The sequence below is a fragment of the Asticcacaulis sp. YBE204 genome (assembly GCF_000495855.1).
Classification (GTDB): domain Bacteria; phylum Pseudomonadota; class Alphaproteobacteria; order Caulobacterales; family Caulobacteraceae; genus Asticcacaulis.
The window spans coordinates 38,713-55,721 of sequence record NZ_AWGF01000020.1 but is presented as its reverse complement, the minus strand read 5'-3'; the positions used below and the strand labels follow the sequence as shown (position 1 = coordinate 55,721).

15 protein-coding genes, 3 tRNA genes and 1 riboswitch are annotated in these 17,009 nt (G+C 59.3%); of the genes, 5 read left to right on the top strand and 13 right to left on the bottom strand.

Annotation, left to right across the window (positions count from 1 at the left end):
• Window positions 1-6: 6 nt before the first annotated feature.
• The 9 genes from AEYBE204_RS38050 to AEYBE204_RS38010 are packed head-to-tail and all read right to left on the bottom strand — an operon-like array spanning window position 7 to window position 6,068.
• Window positions 7-450, bottom strand: coding sequence for a TM2 domain-containing protein (locus AEYBE204_RS38050; RefSeq protein ID WP_023463912.1), 444 nt, complete (start codon window positions 448-450; stop codon window positions 7-9).
• Window positions 451-461: 11 nt separating this feature from the next.
• Window positions 462-1,775, bottom strand: coding sequence for an NADH-quinone oxidoreductase subunit NuoF (gene nuoF / locus AEYBE204_RS38045; protein WP_023463911.1), 1,314 nt, complete (start codon window positions 1,773-1,775; stop codon window positions 462-464).
• Window positions 1,775-2,437: an NADH-quinone oxidoreductase subunit NuoE gene (gene nuoE, locus AEYBE204_RS38040; protein WP_023463910.1), complete on the bottom strand. Its 663-nt coding sequence runs from the start codon at window positions 2,435-2,437 to the stop codon at window positions 1,775-1,777. The genes nuoF and nuoE overlap by 1 nt, the downstream gene beginning before the upstream one ends.
• Window positions 2,438-2,485: 48 nt before the next feature.
• Entirely contained in the window at window positions 2,486-2,839 is a 354-nt protein-coding gene (locus tag AEYBE204_RS38035; protein ID WP_023463909.1) for a hypothetical protein, read from the bottom strand.
• A complete protein-coding gene (locus tag AEYBE204_RS38030) occupies window positions 2,839-3,240 on the bottom strand; it encodes a hypothetical protein (protein ID WP_023463908.1) in 402 nt (133 codons plus the stop codon). The genes AEYBE204_RS38035 and AEYBE204_RS38030 overlap by 1 nt, the downstream gene beginning before the upstream one ends.
• Complete coding sequence (locus tag AEYBE204_RS38025) at window positions 3,237-4,499, bottom strand: NADH-quinone oxidoreductase subunit D (RefSeq protein ID WP_023463907.1); 1,263 nt, start codon at window positions 4,497-4,499, stop codon at window positions 3,237-3,239. Before AEYBE204_RS38025 ends, AEYBE204_RS38030 begins: the two co-directional genes overlap by 4 nt.
• A gap of 4 nt (window positions 4,500-4,503) precedes the next feature.
• Complete coding sequence (locus AEYBE204_RS38020; RefSeq protein ID WP_023463906.1) at window positions 4,504-5,106, bottom strand: NADH-quinone oxidoreductase subunit C; 603 nt, start codon at window positions 5,104-5,106, stop codon at window positions 4,504-4,506.
• A 12-nt stretch (window positions 5,107-5,118) separates the two neighbouring features.
• A complete protein-coding gene (locus tag AEYBE204_RS38015; protein WP_023463905.1) occupies window positions 5,119-5,700 on the bottom strand; it encodes an NADH-quinone oxidoreductase subunit B family protein in 582 nt (193 codons plus the stop codon).
• On the bottom strand, window positions 5,691-6,068 hold the full coding sequence (locus AEYBE204_RS38010; RefSeq protein ID WP_023463904.1) for an NADH-quinone oxidoreductase subunit A: 378 nt from the start codon (window positions 6,066-6,068) through the stop codon (window positions 5,691-5,693). The genes AEYBE204_RS38015 and AEYBE204_RS38010 overlap by 10 nt, the downstream gene beginning before the upstream one ends.
• 329 nt (window positions 6,069-6,397) lie before the next feature.
• Here AEYBE204_RS38010 and AEYBE204_RS38005 point away from each other — a divergent pair.
• The 4 genes from AEYBE204_RS38005 to AEYBE204_RS37990 all read left to right on the top strand — a co-directional run bounded on the left by AEYBE204_RS38005 (window position 6,398) and on the right by AEYBE204_RS37990 (window position 10,551).
• Window positions 6,398-6,474 (top strand) — tRNA-Asp (locus AEYBE204_RS38005).
• Window positions 6,475-6,533: 59 nt separating this feature from the next.
• Window positions 6,534-6,610: transfer RNA gene (locus AEYBE204_RS38000), tRNA-Asp, on the top strand.
• 341 nt (window positions 6,611-6,951) lie between these two features.
• Window positions 6,952-10,164 carry an autotransporter outer membrane beta-barrel domain-containing protein gene (locus AEYBE204_RS37995; RefSeq protein WP_023463903.1) on the top strand — a complete coding sequence of 1,071 codons (3,213 nt, stop codon included), beginning with the start codon at window positions 6,952-6,954 and terminating at the stop codon, window positions 10,162-10,164.
• 144 nt (window positions 10,165-10,308) lie between these two features.
• Entirely contained in the window at window positions 10,309-10,551 is a 243-nt protein-coding gene (locus tag AEYBE204_RS37990) for a hypothetical protein (protein ID WP_023463902.1), read from the top strand.
• A 117-nt stretch (window positions 10,552-10,668) separates the two neighbouring features.
• Here AEYBE204_RS37990 and AEYBE204_RS37985 read toward each other — a convergent pair.
• The 3 genes from AEYBE204_RS37985 to lon all read right to left on the bottom strand — a co-directional run bounded on the left by AEYBE204_RS37985 (window position 10,669) and on the right by lon (window position 13,794).
• Window positions 10,669-10,744, bottom strand: a tRNA-Val gene (locus AEYBE204_RS37985).
• 110 nt (window positions 10,745-10,854) lie between these two features.
• Window positions 10,855-11,133: an HU family DNA-binding protein gene (locus AEYBE204_RS37980; protein ID WP_023463901.1), complete on the bottom strand. Its 279-nt coding sequence runs from the start codon at window positions 11,131-11,133 to the stop codon at window positions 10,855-10,857.
• A 267-nt stretch (window positions 11,134-11,400) separates the two neighbouring features.
• The gene (gene lon, locus AEYBE204_RS37975; protein ID WP_031231524.1) at window positions 11,401-13,794 is read right to left on the bottom strand and encodes an endopeptidase La; all 2,394 of its coding nucleotides are present in this window, start codon (window positions 13,792-13,794) and stop codon (window positions 11,401-11,403) included.
• Window positions 13,795-14,089: 295 nt separating this feature from the next.
• Window positions 14,090-14,192: riboswitch (SAM-I-IV-variant riboswitch) on the top strand.
• 35 nt (window positions 14,193-14,227) lie between these two features.
• Here lon and AEYBE204_RS37970 point away from each other — a divergent pair.
• Window positions 14,228-15,277 (top strand): low specificity L-threonine aldolase, encoded by a 1,050-nt coding sequence (locus AEYBE204_RS37970; protein ID WP_023463899.1) that lies wholly within the window; start codon window positions 14,228-14,230, stop codon window positions 15,275-15,277.
• 202 nt (window positions 15,278-15,479) lie between these two features.
• Here the strand turns inward: AEYBE204_RS37970 and clpX are convergent, their stop codons facing one another.
• Window positions 15,480-16,739: an ATP-dependent Clp protease ATP-binding subunit ClpX gene (gene clpX / locus AEYBE204_RS37965; RefSeq protein WP_023463898.1), complete on the bottom strand. Its 1,260-nt coding sequence runs from the start codon at window positions 16,737-16,739 to the stop codon at window positions 15,480-15,482.
• Window positions 16,740-17,009: the final 270 nt, after the last annotated feature.

Sequence of the window (17,009 nt, the reverse complement as noted above, 5' to 3'; positions counted from 1 at the left end):
CCGTAATCAGAACCAAGACTTGTCGCCCACGACGTAGTCCTCATGGAACTGCTGGTCGGATTTTAACAAGTAGATTAGGAATTCTATAAACGCGATAACGGCGACCACGATCGGCGGGATCAGCAGGAATATCCAGCCAACCAACGTACACAAAAGCATGATGATACCGGCCGTATTTTTCCCCAGATAAAACTTGTGGACCCCCAGTCCACCAAGGAAAAATGCCAGCAATGCCGCAACGATCTTGTTTTTCTCGCTGCTGCTGCCCTGCAAGACATACACGCTGCGGGCGATGCCATCCGTGCCTTCAAAATCGACCGTCGTACCGGCGGCGACCGAACGCGCGCCGCCCATCAGATCGGCCTGCGAAAAGCTGTAACGCACGCTGTCGTCACCGCTGATCAGCCCCTGACCGGTATAGTTGTCGAAAGACAGAACCTTGCCCCGCATATGTGTGTCCCCTACTCTGCCGCGATGGTATGCCCGGCGAAGTTGGACTTCGACGAACGGTAAAGCGTGATGCGATCCTCGATCTCGTGACGGAAGTGACGGATCAGGCCCTGAATCGGCCAGGCCGCCGCGTCGCCGAGCGCACAGATGGTGTGGCCTTCAACCTGCTTGGTGACTTCCAGAAGCGTGTCGATTTCCTTCGGGTCGGCGTCGCCGGTGACCATGCGCTCCATGACGCGCCACATCCAGCCCGTGCCTTCGCGGCACGGCGTGCACTGACCGCAGGATTCGTGCTTGTAGAAATAGCTCAGGCGCGCGATCGCCTTAATCAGGTCGGTCGACTTATCCATGACGATGACCGCCGCCGTGCCGAGGCCGGAGCCCAGACCGCGCAGGGTGTCGAAGTCCATGGCCAGGTTTTCGCACTGCTCCGCCGGGATCATCGGCACCGACGAGCCGCCGGGGATGATGGCCTTGAGGTTGCCCCAGCCGCCGCGAATGCCGCCGCAGTGGTCTTCGACCAACTGGCGGAACGGGATCGACATGGCCTCTTCGATATTGCACGGCCGCTCTACGTGACCGGAGATGCAGAACAGCTTGGTCCCGGCATTGTTCGGCGCACCGAAGCCCGCGAACCACTGAGCGCCACGACGCAGGATCGTGCCGACGACGGCAATCGATTCCACGTTATTGACGGTCGTCGGGCAGCCATAGAGACCCGCACCCGCCGGGAACGGCGGCTTCAGGCGCGGCTGGCCCTTCTTGCCTTCGAGCGATTCGAGCAGCGCGGTTTCTTCGCCGCAGATATAGGCCCCGCCACCGTGGTGGACGTAGATGTCGAACGGATAGCCGTGGATATTGTCCTTGCCGACCAGCTTCGCTTCATAGGCCTGCTTGATCGCCGCCTCTAAGCGCTCGCGCTCGAAGACGTATTCGCCGCGCAGATAGACGTAGCAGGCATTGGCCTGCATGGCGAACGAGGCGATCAGGCAGCCTTCGATCAGCAGATGCGGATCGTGGCGCATGATTTCGCGGTCTTTGCAGGTGCCGGGTTCGGATTCGTCGGCATTGACCACGAGGTAATGCGGGCGATCCTTGACTTCCTTCGGCATGAAGGACCACTTCAGGCCGGTCGAGAAGCCCGCGCCACCGCGACCGCGCAGGCCGGAGTTCTTGACATTGGTAATGATCCAGTCGCGCCCGTAGGACAGGATGTCCTTGGTCGCGTTCCACGCGCCGCGCTGCTTCGCGCCTTCCAGGCCCCAGTCGTGGAAACCGTAAAGGTTCGTGAAAATACGGTCTTTGTCTTCGAGGATACCCACCATTACGCGGTCTCCGATTCAGGAGCGTTCGGAATCTTGATCGGCTGGGCCAGCGAACCGTCGAACAGCGACGGATCGGTCAGGCTGGTCGCGCCGCCCAGCGGTTCGGACGTGAAGCGGCCATTATAGGGGCCGGTCTTCGGCGTTTGGCCCGCCGCGAAATCGTCGATGATCTGGGCCAGATTGTCCGGCGTCAGGTCTTCGTAGAAATAGTCGTTGATCTGCGCCATCGGGGCGTTGGTGCAGGCACCAAGGCATTCGACTTCCTGCCAGTAGAACTTGCCGTCCGCCGAGAGCTTGTCCTTCGGGCCGATCTTGTCCTTGCACACCTTCATCAGGGCTTCGGAGCCACGCAGCTGGCACGGCGTCGTGCCGCATACCTGAATGAGCGCCGCCGAACCGACCGGCTCCAGCATGAACATGGTGTAGAAGGTCGCGACCTCATAGACGCGGATCTGCGGCATCGACAGCATCTTGGCGATAGCCGTGATGGCGGGCTCACTGACCCAGCCTTCCTGCTTCTGAACCAGCCACAGGATCGGAATGACCGCCGATTGACGGCGGGAGTCAGGATATTTGGCAATCCACCAGTTGGCCTTTTCAAGCGTTTCAGGCTTGAAAGTAAAGCTTTCCGGCTGAACGGCGGCGAGACGGCGAACGGACATCTCAGGCCTCTCTCATCTGGGGTACGATATTATTTTTAGCAAAAAGGCTCATTGTTTCAGAGCCTCCCAACGGTCGTGACGCGCCTTCATCATGCGCGCCGAGGCCGCCTGGACCAGCGGCAGGCGCTTGGCCAGCAGCATGGACACCACGGCAATGCCGATCGAGGCAAAGACCAGCGGCGAATTCTGAAACTGCGGATTGGCGTCGAGATAGATCTTGACGCCGAAGATGATCACCATCAGCGGCACATAGGTGATCACGGTTTCCAGCAGCAGGTCCTTGAGGTAACCGGTCGCGCCTTCCGGATGGAAGGGGAACGCGGCGCGGCCCAGCATATAACGCAGGCCGATGGCGACCGTCAGGAAGACGATGACGAGGAGGAAGGATTGCCAGGTTTGCATTATACGGCACTCCCCGCTTTACAGGCCGCACGGGCGGCATCGATCCGACGACCGGCATCGCGCACGAACGGGATATAACGCGACAGGCGGCGCATGACGATGATCACGACCAGCGCGCCCAGCAGGATCGGCGAATGCGCCAGTTCCGGGTGCATGATATAGACGTACCAGCGGATGGCCACGCCGATCAGCATGAACGGAATGAACAGAGCCCCCAGACGCAGAAACTCGTCGTGGAGGAAGCCATTGGCTCCGCCCGGATGGAAGTTCCAGGCCGACTTGCTCATCAGCCAGCGCACGAGAATGATGGCAGCGATAATCGTCGATCCGACGATCAGCGGCATCACCACCATCATATAGGGCGCCAGATGCGCCGCGTCGTGCGGGAAGTCGGGGTTCATCGATCGACCTCGCCAAACACGATATCAAGCGAGCCGAGGATCGCCGAGACGTCGGCCAGCATGTGGCCGCGGTTCATCCAGTCCATCGCCTGAAGGTGAGCAAAGCCCGGTGCGCGAATCTTGCAACGGTACGGCTTGTTGGTGCCGTCCGAAACCAGATAGACGCCGAATTCGCCCTTCGGCGCTTCAACGGCGGCATAGACTTCGCCCGGCGGCGTCTTGAAGCCTTCGGTGTAGAGCTTGAAGTGATGGATAAGTGCTTCCATCGAGTTCTTCATTTCGGCGCGACGCGGCGGCGTGACCTTGTGGTCGGCGGCCAGCACTTCTCCCGGCGTCACCTTCAGCTTTTCGAGGCATTGCGCCATCAGGTCGGCGGCGATACGCATTTCCTCGACGCGGCACAGATAACGGTCCCAGCAGTCGCCGTTCTTGCCCAGAACGATCTCGAAATCCAGTTCGTCATAGCACTCGTAAGGCTGCGACTTGCGCAGATCCCACGGCACACCCGACCCGCGAATCATGACGCCGGTAAAGCCCCAGTCATAGGCCTGCTGCTTGGTCACGAGGCCGATATCGACGTTGCGCTGCTTGAAGATACGGTTTTCCGTCACCAGCGATTCGATATCGTTCAGGGCGCGCGGGAATTCCTTGCACCACGTGATCATGTCTTCGATCAGTTCCGGCGTCAGATCCTGATGGACGCCGCCCGGACGGAAATAGTTGGCATGCAGACGCGCCCCGCAGGCGCGCTCATAGAACACCATCAGCTTTTCGCGCTCTTCGAAGCCCCACAGCGGCGGCGTCAGCGCGCCGACGTCCATGGCCTGAGTCGTGACGTTGAGCAGGTGCGACAGGATGCGGCCGACTTCGGAGAACAGAACACGGATAAGCTGGGCGCGCTTGGGCACTTCGAGACCGAGCAGACGCTCGATCGCCATGCAGAAAGCGTGCTCCTGATTCATCGGCGCGACGTAGTCGAGGCGGTCGAAATAGGGCGTATTCTGCAAATAGGTGCGGTATTCCATCAGCTTTTCGGTGCCGCGATGCAGCAGGCCGATATGCGGATCGACGCGCTCGACGATTTCACCGTCGAGATCGAGCACCAGACGCAGAACGCCGTGTGCCGCCGGGTGTTGCGGGCCGAAATTGATGGTGAACTTGCGGTCGTCGAAGCTGGAGCGCGCCTCGACATCGTCGAACACAGCGCCGGTCTTCGCATCGACGAAGGAGGCCATCGGGTTTTTCAGTTCATCAGCCATGATACTATGCCTTCGCCTTTTCGTCGCCCGGAAGCACGTATTGCGCGCCTTCCCACGGCGAGAGGAAATCGAACCGGCGGTATTCCTGCGTCAGCTTGACGGGTTCGTAAACGACGCGCTTTTGCTCTTCGTCGTAACGGACCTCGACGTGGCCGGTCATCGGGAAGTCCTTGCGCAGCGGGTGGCCTTCGAAGCCATAGTCGGTCAGGATGCGGCGCAGATCGGGCTGGCCCGAAAAGAGCATGCCGTACATGTCGAAGGCTTCGCGCTCATACCAGTCGGCGTTCGGATAGACGTCGCGCACGGTCGGCACCGGCACCACCTCGTCGGTCATGACCTTGACGCGCAGACGCACATTCTGGGTCAGGGACAACAGGTGATAAACGACGTCGAAGCGACGGGCGCGCTTGGGATAGTCGGCACCGCACAGGTCGATCAACTGGTGAAACCGGTAAGGCTCTGCGCGGAGTTTTTGCAGCACCTCGACAATGCGCTCGCGCTCGACCACCAGAGTCAGTTCGCCGAACGCAAAAATGGTCTCGACGAGGCCTTCCTTGAAGTCGGCCTTCGCCTGTTCGGCGATCTTGAGGAGTTTTTCTTCGGACATTCTGAAACTCCCTTAGCGACGGATAGTGCCGTTGCGGCGGATCTTCTTCTGAAGCTGAAGCAGACCGTACAACAGGGCTTCGGCCGACGGCGGGCAACCCGGCACATAGACATCGACCGGCACAACGCGGTCGCAACCGCGCACGACACTGTAGCTATAGTGATAATAGCCGCCGCCATTGGCGCACGAGCCCATCGACAGGACGTAGCGCGGGTCCGGCATTTGATCGTAGACCTTACGCAGGGCCGGGGCCATCTTGTTGGTCAGGGTGCCGGCGACGATCATCAGGTCCGACTGACGCGGTGAGGCGCGCGGGGCCATGCCGAAACGCTCCATGTCATAACGCGGCATCGAGGCCTGCATCATTTCGACCGCGCAACAGGCCAGACCGAAGGTCATCCACATCAGAGAGCCGGTGCGTGCCCAGGTAATCACATCGTCAGCCGAAGCGACGAGGAAGCCCTTGTCGTTCAACTCCGTCGATACGGCTTCGAAAAACTTGTCGTGGACCTTGGGATCGTACCCTTCGACGGTGCTGCGACCGGCTTGACCATAAGCCGTCACATCTGTCTGGCCAGGAAGAATTATTCCCATTCCAGGGCTCCTTTGTTCCACTCATATATAAAGCCTACGGTCAGGACACCGAGGAAGACCATCATCGACCAGAAGGCAAACTGCATCGCCGCCTGCGGCAGGTCGAACATCGACACGGCCCACGGGAACAGGAATGCCACTTCGAGATCGAAGATGATGAACAGGATCGAGACGAGGTAGAATCGCACGTCGAACTTCTGACGGGCGCTATCGAAGGCGTTGAAACCGCATTCATAAGCCGACAGCTTTTCGGTATCCGGGGCCTTGGGGGCCAGGACCAGCGCGGCGATGATGAAGCCGAGGCCCAAAACGAGTGCGATGCCGAAGAATATAACGATCGGCAGATATTTTATAAGCAGGGCTTCCACGGGTGCGACCTCACTTTAGTACGCGCCACGCGCCATATTGCGCTGCGAAAGCGCACGACGAATAGCAGACTCAATGAGTGCCTATTAGACCACCTCGCGCCAAGCTTCAAACACTAGAAACAAAGAAAACGTGGGAAATGATAAAATTGTATCAGAAATTATAGCAATTGCGAAGCACTCTCAAATCAACATCGCTCGTCCACAGCCAAATCGGTTTTTGACGTTTTTTGGAAACATCGCGCTTGACACCCGCCCCTGCCCCGCACTATCAAGCCCACCTCTTCACGAGACGCCTTAGACGCCTTGGGGAGACGACATAATCTAGGTTTGCGGGTGTAGCTCAGTTGGTTAGAGTATCGGCCTGTCACGCCGAGGGTCGCGGGTTCGAGTCCCGTCACTCGCGCCACTTATAAAGCGTTTCTTGTAAGTGGGCCGCACACCTGGGTTTTGTCATCGAAATGGAATGCGGGTGTAGCTCAGTTGGTTAGAGTATCGGCCTGTCACGCCGAGGGTCGCGGGTTCGAGTCCCGTCACTCGCGCCACTTGAAAGATACGCTCTTCAGGTGGTCCCGCATTTCCACTCTCTTTTCTCTTTAATTTTCGTCGCCTGCGTTAACTTTGTCATAGGCAAGGTCGTGCGTTTGCGTGTAAGTCTGTCCTGAAATATTGGCAGGGTAAGGACGAGCGTTTTGGGCGGCCGCATGTCGGATGTGACATAGAATCGCCCATATTCATCCGGAAAAGTCGCCACTGACACGTGGTGACCTTTGGGGCGATCCCAAAAGCTTTGCCGCGTTATTTATTATGGGGGCAGGTTTGGCGTCCGATTTTCGACGCCGGACAATCTGTCTGAAAATTTCATACGACGAGCGAAAGCGAACCTATGCGCAAATCTCATCTGTTTAACGCCACCGCCCTCGGCCTCGTTATGGCCGCCGCCTTTGTGGCGCAGGCGCAGGCCGAAACCAGCATCACGACCGCGACCACTACGGCGGTTCGCACCGCGACCATCGGCACCGGCGGTACGGCCGACGACATCAATGTGACCACGGCCGGTACGATTACGCTCAAAACGGCCAATGCGCGCGCCATAACGATCGACTCGAACAACAAGGTGACAATGGCCGGCGCCATCGACATGTCGGCGTCGGGTGATGGTGCCACCGGCATCTATATTGACGGCGGACGCACCGGCAGCCTGACGGTCAGCGGCAAGATCACGGTCACGGACGATTATACGCCCGCCGATACCGATTCCCCGGCGGACGGCATCACGGACGGCGCCTTCGCCACCGGCACGGGTCGTTACGGTATTCGCTCGGTGGGCACCACGCCCTTTATCGGCGATGTCGTGCTCTCGGGCGGGACCACCCCCAGCAGCATTCAGGTCGAAGGCAACAACTCCTACGGCGTACGCTTTGAAAACGCCCTGACGGGCAACTTCACCGCCGAAGGTCAGGTCGTGGTCGTCGGCGACAATGCCCGCGGCTTCGCTTTCGACAATACGATCAACGGCAACCTGTTCATCGGCGGTACGACCACCGCGCAGGGCCTCAACGCCACCGCCCTTAACATCGCGGGTCAGGTCAACGGCGCCGTGGTACTCGACGGCGTCATGACCGGCACGGGTTATCGCCTGCCGACCGTGACCGACTCGACCATTATCGCCAAGCTGACCGCCGAAGACCTGCTTCAGGGCGGACCTCTGGTCAATATCACGGGCAATGTCACCAAGGGCATCCTGATTCAGTCGATTATCGCCGACACCGATTCCACGGCAACGACCAAGAACGACGATGAAGACGGCAATGGCGTCGTCGATACGTCCGACGGCGCCGGCAGCCTGACCCAATACGGCGGCGCGGCGGCTTTGAAGATCGGCTCTTCGTCTCAGGACATCACCCTCAACGCTATTAACATCGCTTCGACCGCTACGGATCTGTACAAGGATCAGAAGTTCGGTCTGGTCGTGCGCGGCGCGGTCGCGTCGGCTGGCGTATTTGAAGGCGTCGCCGCCAAGGCGATCGAAACCGGCGGCTTGGGCCGGACAGTCGTGTTCGAAAACGGCATCCTGATCAGCGGTTCGGTGTCGTCGGCTTCGTACCTGGCGGAGAACCGCGCCATTAGCCTGCTGTCGGGCACCCAGGCGGCCAAGCTGAACGTGTCAGGTCTCGTCAAGTCCGCTATCGCCTCGAAAGCCAATCAGACCGCCTACGGCATCTATATCGGCAGCGGCGCCAACGTCCCTGAAATCAATATCGGCGGCTCGGTTCAGGTCACGGCTTTGGGGTCGAAATCGAACGCCTCCGCGATCTTCGACGGGTCGAATACTCTGGCGCGCCTCACCAATACAGGCAATATCACCGCTGCCCTCACCGCTTCGGATGATGACGGCGACGGTACGATCGATACCATGACCAACCGCGCCGTAGCCATCGATACGCGCAGCAATACGGTCGGTCTGACCCTGACTCAGACCGACCTCAAACCCGACGACGATACGGTCGCCGCGCCGTATATCAATGGCGATATCCTGCTCGGTTCGGGCGCTGACGTGCTCAACATCAACGGCGGCTTCATCCTCGGCAATATCGATTTCGGTGCGGGCGCCAACAGCCTGAAGATCGACACTAAGGCGATCGTCGCGGGCAAGATGACCGGTTCGGGTACCGTAAACATCGATATCGTTAACGGCAGCCTCAATCTGGCACTGGGCTCGAAGCTCAACCTGACGCAGTTGAATGTGCGTAAGGACGGTACGCTGCGCTTTATCCCCGACACGACCGCGCCGTCGACCCCGTTGCTGGTGTCGGCGGGTCCCGCCGTATTCGAATCTGGTGCCAAGGTGCAGATCGGCCTGTCGAAGATCGTCAAGGCGTCGACGCGCTATACCCTGATGACGGCTTCGTCGATCACGTTGGGGACGCTCGATACCGCCAGTCTCGATGCCAATATTCCGTATCTGTATAAGGCCGCCTTGTCGACCGATACGGCCAAGACCGCGCTTTACGCCGATGTTCGTCTGCGCACCCAGAGCGAGACATCGCTTTCGGTCAATGAATTCGCCGCCTTCGACGCGATCATGACGGCGGCTCAAGGCTCGACAGGCGCCACTAACGCCCTGCTTGATCCGCTGACCGCCGAGGGCTTCGAAAAAGCCTACCTCTCCTTCCTGCCGGACTATTCCGGTGAAACCCTGCTCAGCCTCGCCAAGGGCAACGACGCCCTCACCCGCACCCTGGCCAGCCAGTCGATCATCCCGGCTACCGGGCAAAACCAGTACTGGCTCCAGGAATACGGCTATCAAGTCAAGCGTGAACGCGGCGAAGTCACCGGCTTCGAATCGCGCGGCTTTGCCTTCGCAGGCGGAGTCGAGCGCGGCCTGACCTCGACCCAGGCGGCTGGTCTTTATCTCGGCTATACGGCGGCCTCGCCCTCCGACAATTTCGCGTCCCCCGAAGAGGACATGACGGCAACCGATCTCAGCCTCGGTGTCTATTGGCGTCTGGACACGGGCGAAGGTCTGAAGAGCTGGGTGCGCGGCGGCGTCGGCTATACCAAACTCGAATCGACCCGCCAGATTCTCGAAGGCACCTTTATCTCGCAGAATGAAGCGACATGGAATGGTATCAGCTATTCCGGCAGCGTCGGCGCCGCTTACGGTTTCGACGCCGGCTGGCTGAGCCTGACGCCCACCCTGAGCGCAGACTATTACGGCCTGAAAGAAGACGCCCACAAGGAAACCGGCGGCGATACGGCCTTCGACCTCTCGGTCGAGGAACGCACCAGCCATATCCTCAGCGGCTCGGCGATCCTGAATATCGGACGTTCGGATAAGAACGCCCTCTTCCGTCCGGAATTGTGGGTTGGTTATCGTAACAACTTCTCGGTCGAAATCGGCGACACCGTAGCACGCTTCGGTACGCAAACGCCGTTCACCCTGCGCGGTGGTACGGTCGAAGGCGGCGGTCCGGTGGCCGGTCTTCGCATCGCGGCGTCGAACGAATACAGCTACTTCGGGATCGAAGGCGAATACGAGAAACAGGACGCTTACGAGAACGTGTCCCTGTCCCTGCGGGCGCGCTTCCAGTTCTAGGTTGAACGACCTCCCTAATAGAAACGCCGTCTCTCACCGAGGCGGCGTTTTTTTTGTGCCGCTTATCTTCCGTGGACAAATGCGGACTGAGGCTTTGCAGACTGGATTGTAGGGTGGGGCCTTAACCTTGAGAGGATAAGGCACATGGCAAGCACACAACAGAGCCAAGGCGGCTCAAATAATCTGGCAATCATTCTGGGCGTGGCGCTTATCGCCGTCCTGGCGGTTATAGCGGTCTATATGATGCAGGATAACCGTTCGGGTTCCGAGCGCGCGGCTGACGCCATCGAGGCCCTTCCGCAGGGCGTGGACAAGGCCGCCGACAAGCTGGGCGATCAACCACCCGCCGAAAACGTCAAGCGCAATGCCGACAAGGCTACGAACTAGCGGCCCGGCGGTTCGTTTGCACTTTAGGGGAATATTGGGCGACGACGGGATCGAACCCCCCGTTTGCGCCAGCAAACAAAACAAAAATACCGGCGGTTCGGTTATACTTTGGGGAAATGGTGGGCGATGACGGGATCGAACCGCCGACCTACTCGGTGTAAACGAGCCGCTCTGCCAGCTGAGCTAATCGCCCTGATCGTAGGATCAAGTCCGGCAACAAAAATCCGGAGGCCGGTCAATGCCAACCTCCGGACTTTAAGTCAAGTCTCACGGATCGTTTTCCGCAAGAAACCTGTGCTGAAATTAGCCGTTCAGGGCCGACTTCAGGCCTTCGCCGACGCGGAAGCGCGCGGTGACCGACGCCGGACGGGCAACGGTTTCACCGGTGCGCGGGTTGCGGGCGGTGCCGGCTTCGCGCTTGACGGCCAGGAAGGTGCCGAAGCCGACGAGGCGGACTTCTTCACCCTTTTTCAGGGCGTCAACCACGCTGTCGGTGAAGGCATCGACGGCCTTCTTGGCTTGTTCCTTGGTCAGACCCGCCTGTTCGGCGATGGCGGCCACGAGTTCAGCTTTCGTCGTCATAATCTCTCTCCCAGCCCGCGGAAACGGGCATCTGCTTGTAAACCGGTCAACCGGACTCACCTGAGTCGTCGGCGGGTGGACCCGATAGAGACTACAATTTTGGGCTTACGTCAAAAGCGAAATCGTACTTTTTGCACTGCAAACCGAAGTTTTTTAAGGGTTTACACAAAAAAGAGCGAAATTTGAGCGCCTTAGACGCCCGAATTCCGCTCCATTTCATTTAGATACGCTGCGGTTGCACTGCAAAACGCAGCGATTCCTTGGGTTTTAATGGGCCGTCAGCCCATCATTGTCCTCGACCACCGGCACTGCGGTGGGCGAAATCACCGGTTCCACCCACTCGACCGACTCAAGCGGACGAGTCAAGGCGTGCTTAAGCACCTCTTCGACGTGACCGACCGGGATGATTTCCAGACCGGCCTTGACGTTAACCGGCAGGTCGGCGAGATCCTTCTCGTTTTCCTTAGGGATCAGGACCGTCTTGATGCCCGACCGCAGGGCCGCCAGAAGTTTTTCCTTTAGACCGCCGATCGGCAGGACACGGCCGCGCAGAGTGATCTCACCCGTCATGGCCAGATCCTTGCGCACCGGAATACCGGTGAGGACCGAGACCATGGCTGTGACCATCGCCACGCCCGCCGACGGACCGTCCTTGGGCGTCGCCCCTTCGGGTACGTGGACGTGGACGTCGGTGCGATCGAAGACCGGTGGCAGGATACCGAACTTCGGCGCCAGCGCCTTGACGTAGGAATTGGCCGCCGAGACCGATTCCTTCATGACGTCCTTGAGGTTGCCGGTCACCTTCATATTGCCCTTGCCGGGCATCTTGATGGCTTCGATGGTCAGGATGTCGCCGCCGAATTCCGTCCAGGCGAGACCCGTCACGATGCCGACCTGATCGACCTCATCGGTTTCGCCATAGTGGAACTTCTTGACGCCGGCATATTTGGCCAGACGCTCGTCGTCGATGGTAATCGACTTGACCTTTTCCTTGGCGAGGTCGCGGATCGTCTTGCGCGCCAGATTGCCCAGTTCGCGCTCCAGCGACCGCACGCCTGCCTCGCGGGTATAGTAGCGGATCAGGTCGCGGATAGCGGCTTCCGGCACGATCCATTCCTTGTCGGACAGACCATGATCCTTGGCCAGAACCGGCAGGATGTGACGCTTGGCAATCTCGACCTTCTCATCCTCGGTATAGCCGGGGATACGGATGATCTCCATCCGGTCGAGCAGCGGTTGCGGCATATTCAGGCTGTTGGCCGTCGTGACGAACATGATCTTCGACAGATCGTAATCGACCTCCAGATAGTGGTCGGCGAAGGTCGAATTCTGCGCCGGATCGAGGACTTCGAGCAAAGCCGAGGCCGGATCGCCGCGCCAGTCGGCCCCCATCTTGTCGATCTCATCGAGCAGGAAGAAGGCGTTGGTAGATTTGACCTTCTTCATGTTCTGGATGATCTTGCCCGGCATGGAGCCGATATAGGTCCGGCGGTGACCGCGGATTTCCGATTCGTCGCGCACGCCGCCCAGCGAAATGCGCACGAACTCACGCCCTGTCGCCTTGGCGATGGACTTGCCCAACGAAGTCTTACCGACGCCCGGCGGCCCGACGAGGCACAGGATCGGACCTTTCAGCGTGCCCATGCGCGCCTGCACGGCCAGATGCTCAAGGATGCGATCCTTGACCTTTTCCAGACCGTAGTGATCGGCGTCGAGCGTGTCTTCGGCCTTGCTCAGGTCGATGGCCTTGGGCTTAGAGACGCCCCATGGAATGGCCAGCAACCAGTCGAGATAGTTGCGCACCACGGTCGATTCCGCCGACATCGGCGACATGTTGCGCAGCTTGTTCAGCTCCGACATCGCCTTGGTGCGGGCTTCCTTGCTGAGTTTCGTCGCCTTGATCTTCTTCTCAAGCTCGACGATCTCGTCCTTGGTGTCGTCCTGTTCGCCCAGTTCGCGCTGAATGGCCTTCATCTGCTCATTCAGATAATATTCACGCTGCGTCTTCTCCATCTGGCGCTTGACGCGCGAGCGGATCTTCTTCTCGACCTGAAGGACGCTGATCTCGCCTTCCATCAGGGCATAGATTTTCTCAAGTCGCTTGCTGGCTGCAAGCTGTTCCAGAAGTTCCTGTTTATCGGCGATTTTGATGACTAGATGCGCCGCGATCGAGTCGGCCAGAATGTCGGCTTCGTTGACCTCGGCCAGTGCCTGCAAGGCTTCCGGCGGGATCTTCTTGTTGAGCTTGATATAGTTCTCGAACTGCTCGGTCACGGCGCGGACCAGCGCTTCGAGGTCAGGCCCCGGCGTGAAGGCGGGCTCCAGCGCCACGGCCTCGGCTTCGTAATAGTCCTGGCGGTCGGTGAAACGCTTGATCTGGGCGCGCGTACGGCCCTCGACCAGTACCTTGACAGTGCCGTCGGGCAATTTCAGCAGTTGCAGGACATTGGCCAGCACGCCGGTCTCATAGATGCCCTCGGCATCCGGATCGTCGTCGCCGGAATTCTTCTGGGTGGCGAGCAGTATCTGCTTGTCGCCCTTCATCACCTCATCGAGCGCCTGAACGGATTTCTCACGTCCGACGAACAACGGCACGACCATGTGCGGGAACACCACGATATCCCTCAAAGGCAATACGGGTATGGTCAAAACATCAAACATTCACTCAACTCCTGAGCCGGACAGCGATCCCGCGCCGGGCATCGAACGATCACCCTGCGCCCATATGGGCCGGCTGTCCTCTTATATACGGTTCACCAGCCACATTAGACGATTCCAATCGACTGTCGCGCCTGTTAGCCAAAAAAGCTTGTGATCCTTTTTAGCGGCCACGGTGTGAACCTGAGCTGAATGTGGGGTATGCGGATATCTATTCAAGGTTTATCCCCGCGCATTGATGAACCGGTTACGGTGGAAACTTTTACTTGATTTCCGCCCGACCGCATCATATTGGGCAGTTCAGCATCAAGAGTCGGGTGATCCCCGACGCCAACCTGCCTTCCCGGCAAGGTGGCGCCCGTTCAGGGGATGCGGCCTCACCGGCAACTAACGGGTATTGGTCGTATCACCGGACTCTTTAATTACAGAGAGCCCTATGCCGGATACCCTGACCACCCTCGCCCCGCAGCAATTCGCCAGCGACAACTATGCCGGCATCTGTCCCGAAGCCTGGAACGCCATGTTTGAGGCCAATGCCGGGTCCGTGCCCGCCTATGGCGAAGACCCGTGGACGCGACGTGCCGCCGACGCCCTGCGCGACCTGTTCGAAACCGACGGCGAAGTGTTTTTTGCCTTCAACGGAACGGCGGCCAATTCGATGGCGCTGGCCGCCCTGTGCCAGTCCTACCATAGCGTCATCTGCTCGGCCTCGGCCCACGTTGAAACCGACGAATGCGGCGCACCGGAGTTCTTTTCCAATGGCTCGAAGCTGCTGGTCGCACAAACACCGGATGGCAAGCTGACGCCGGATGCCATCCGCGCACTGGCCACCAGCCGCTCGGACATCCACTTCCCCAAGCCGCGCGCCGTGACCATCACTCAGCCGACCGAAACCGGTCAGGTCTATTCCATCGACGAGATCAAGGCCATTTCCTCCCTGTGTCGCGAACTGGGCCTGCGCCTGCATATGGATGGCGCGCGTTTCGCCAACGCCTGCGCGGCACTGGGCTGTGCGCCCGCCGACCTGACGTGGAAGGCCGGGGTCGATGTACTCTGTTTCGGCGGCACCAAGAACGGCATGGGCGTCGGTGAAGCGATCCTGTTCTTCGACAAGGCTCTGGCCGAGGACTTCGATTACCGCTGCAAACAGGCCGGGCAACTTGCGTCAAAGATGCGCTTTCTCGCCGCGCCGTGGCTGGGTATGCTTAAGGACGGCGCGTGGCTGCGCAACGGGCAACACGCCAATGCCTGCGCGCAACGGTTGGCGCAAGGCATTGCGGATGTGACGGGAGTCGCGCCGATGTTCCCCGTCGAGGCCAATGCCGTCTTCCTCAAAGGCTCTGAGTCCGTGCTTGAAGGTTTGCGTCTAAGAGGCTGGCGTTTCTACACTTTTATCGGCGGCGGCGCGCGCTTCATGTTCGCCTGGGACGCCGATCCGCTGCGCGTGGATCAATTGATTCAAGACATCAAAAAGGTAAGTCAGTAAGACGCGGGGTCGCGGACCCCGCACCCCGAAACAAAAACGCGGCCCCGTCTCCGGAGCCGCGTTATTTTAATTACTCAGTCGCGCATAGTTCGCTGTGAGGCGGCGAGAAGGATTGGCTTTTGAGCACCCGACGCGACGTGTACTAAAGTACACGAGCTAGGGCGCGCAAAAAGACGGCCCTTCGCAGCCCCTCACAGTAGAACTAGGCAGCGCCGCCACCGCGCTTTTCAGCGTAGATCAAGAGCGGCTGGGCCCGTTCTTCGACGACTTCGCCATTGATGACCACTTCTTCGACGCCCTGCATGTTCGGCAGTTCGTACATGGTGTCGAGCAGGATCGCTTCAAGGATCGAGCGCAGGCCGCGCGCGCCGGTTTTGCGCACAATGGCCTTCTTGGCAACGGCGAACAGCGCTTCTTCCGTGAAGGTCAGGGTCACGTTTTCCATCTCGAACAGACGGGCATACTGCTTGATCAGGGCGTTCTTCGGCTCGGTCAGAATCTTGACGAGGGTCGCCTCATCGAGGTCTTCCAGCGTCGCCAGAACCGGCAGACGGCCGATGAATTCCGGGATCAGGCCGAACTTCATCAGGTCATCGGGTTCGACCTGATGCAGCACTTCGCCGAGACGACGCTCTTCTGGATCCTTCACCGTCGCGCCGAAGCCGATCGAGGTGCCTTTGCCGCGCCCCGAAATGATCTTTTCGAGACCGGCGAACGCGCCGCCGCAGATGAACAGGATGTTGGTCGTATCCACTTGCAGGAATTCCTGCTGCGGATGCTTGCGACCACCCTGCGGCGGCACGGAAGCAACCGTGCCTTCCATGATTTTCAGCAGCGCCTGCTGGACGCCTTCGCCCGACACGTCGCGGGTGATCGAAGGGTTGTCCGACTTGCGCGAAATCTTGTCGACTTCGTCGATATAGACGATGCCGCGCTGGGCGCGTTCGACGTTGTAGTCGGCGGCCTGAAGCAGTTTCAGGATGATGTTTTCGACGTCTTCACCGACATAACCGGCTTCGGTCAGGGTCGTGGCGTCGGCCATGGTGAACGGCACGTCGATGATGCGGGCGAGCGTTTGCGCCAGCAGGGTCTTACCCGAACCGGTCGGCCCGATCAGCATGATGTTCGACTTGGCCAGTTCCACGTCATTGCCCTTGGCGGCGTGGTTCAGGCGCTTGTAGTGGTTATGCACCGCCACCGACAGGACCTTCTTGGCCTGCGATTGACCGATGACGTAATCGTCGAGGACTTCGCGGATTTCCTTAGGAGTCGGCACGCCGTCCTTGGACTTCACAAAGGCGATCTTGTGCTCTTCGCGGATGATATCCATGCACAGTTCGACGCATTCATCGCAGATGAAGACGGTCGGACCGGCAATGAGTTTACGTACCTCGTGCTGGCTCTTTCCGCAGAAAGAACAGTACAGGGTACTTTTGCTATCGCCACTGGCGGCTTTCGTCATAAGCGCTTCTCACCTTCGCACGCGTCGTTCTCTCTCCTTACGGAGGAAATTTCCGGACGCTTTCCTACTCATACTATGCACCTTTGAACCTTAAGAAAAGGTCATTTCGGTGCCAATTTGGGGCGCGCCCCGGTCGTTCAGGGCATCTATGCACAGATTAGACCGTGCCTCAACCTCCCCTCGCGGTTGTCTTGTCTTCAAAAGGGCTTTTTTCCTTAGACCCGACTCTATATGGGTTGAGGCTTGCGTTTTTAAAGTCACATTGTGAGC

What these genes read in the sequence shown, in the direction of transcription:
- AEYBE204_RS38050 (WP_023463912.1), bottom strand. Translation starts at nt 450, where the DNA reads ATGCGGGGCAAGGTTCTGTCTTTCGACAACTATACCGGTCAGGGGCTG.
- nuoF (WP_023463911.1), bottom strand. Translation starts at nt 1,775, where the DNA reads ATGGTGGGTATCCTCGAAGACAAAGACCGTATTTTCACGAACCTTTAC.
- nuoE (WP_023463910.1), bottom strand. Translation starts at nt 2,437, where the DNA reads ATGTCCGTTCGCCGTCTCGCCGCCGTTCAGCCGGAAAGCTTTACTTTC.
- AEYBE204_RS38035 (WP_023463909.1), bottom strand. Translation starts at nt 2,839, where the DNA reads ATGCAAACCTGGCAATCCTTCCTCCTCGTCATCGTCTTCCTGACGGTC.
- AEYBE204_RS38030 (WP_023463908.1), bottom strand. Translation starts at nt 3,240, where the DNA reads ATGAACCCCGACTTCCCGCACGACGCGGCGCATCTGGCGCCCTATATG.
- AEYBE204_RS38025 (WP_023463907.1), bottom strand. Translation starts at nt 4,499, where the DNA reads ATGGCTGATGAACTGAAAAACCCGATGGCCTCCTTCGTCGATGCGAAG.
- AEYBE204_RS38020 (WP_023463906.1), bottom strand. Translation starts at nt 5,106, where the DNA reads ATGTCCGAAGAAAAACTCCTCAAGATCGCCGAACAGGCGAAGGCCGAC.
- AEYBE204_RS38015 (WP_023463905.1), bottom strand. Translation starts at nt 5,700, where the DNA reads ATGGGAATAATTCTTCCTGGCCAGACAGATGTGACGGCTTATGGTCAA.
- AEYBE204_RS37995 (WP_023463903.1), top strand. Translation starts at nt 6,952, where the DNA reads ATGCGCAAATCTCATCTGTTTAACGCCACCGCCCTCGGCCTCGTTATG.
- AEYBE204_RS37990 (WP_023463902.1), top strand. Translation starts at nt 10,309, where the DNA reads ATGGCAAGCACACAACAGAGCCAAGGCGGCTCAAATAATCTGGCAATC.
- AEYBE204_RS37980 (WP_023463901.1), bottom strand. Translation starts at nt 11,133, where the DNA reads ATGACGACGAAAGCTGAACTCGTGGCCGCCATCGCCGAACAGGCGGGT.
- lon (WP_031231524.1), bottom strand. Translation starts at nt 13,794, where the DNA reads ATGTTTGATGTTTTGACCATACCCGTATTGCCTTTGAGGGATATCGTG.
- AEYBE204_RS37970 (WP_023463899.1), top strand. Translation starts at nt 14,228, where the DNA reads ATGCCGGATACCCTGACCACCCTCGCCCCGCAGCAATTCGCCAGCGAC.
- clpX (WP_023463898.1), bottom strand. Translation starts at nt 16,739, where the DNA reads ATGACGAAAGCCGCCAGTGGCGATAGCAAAAGTACCCTGTACTGTTCT.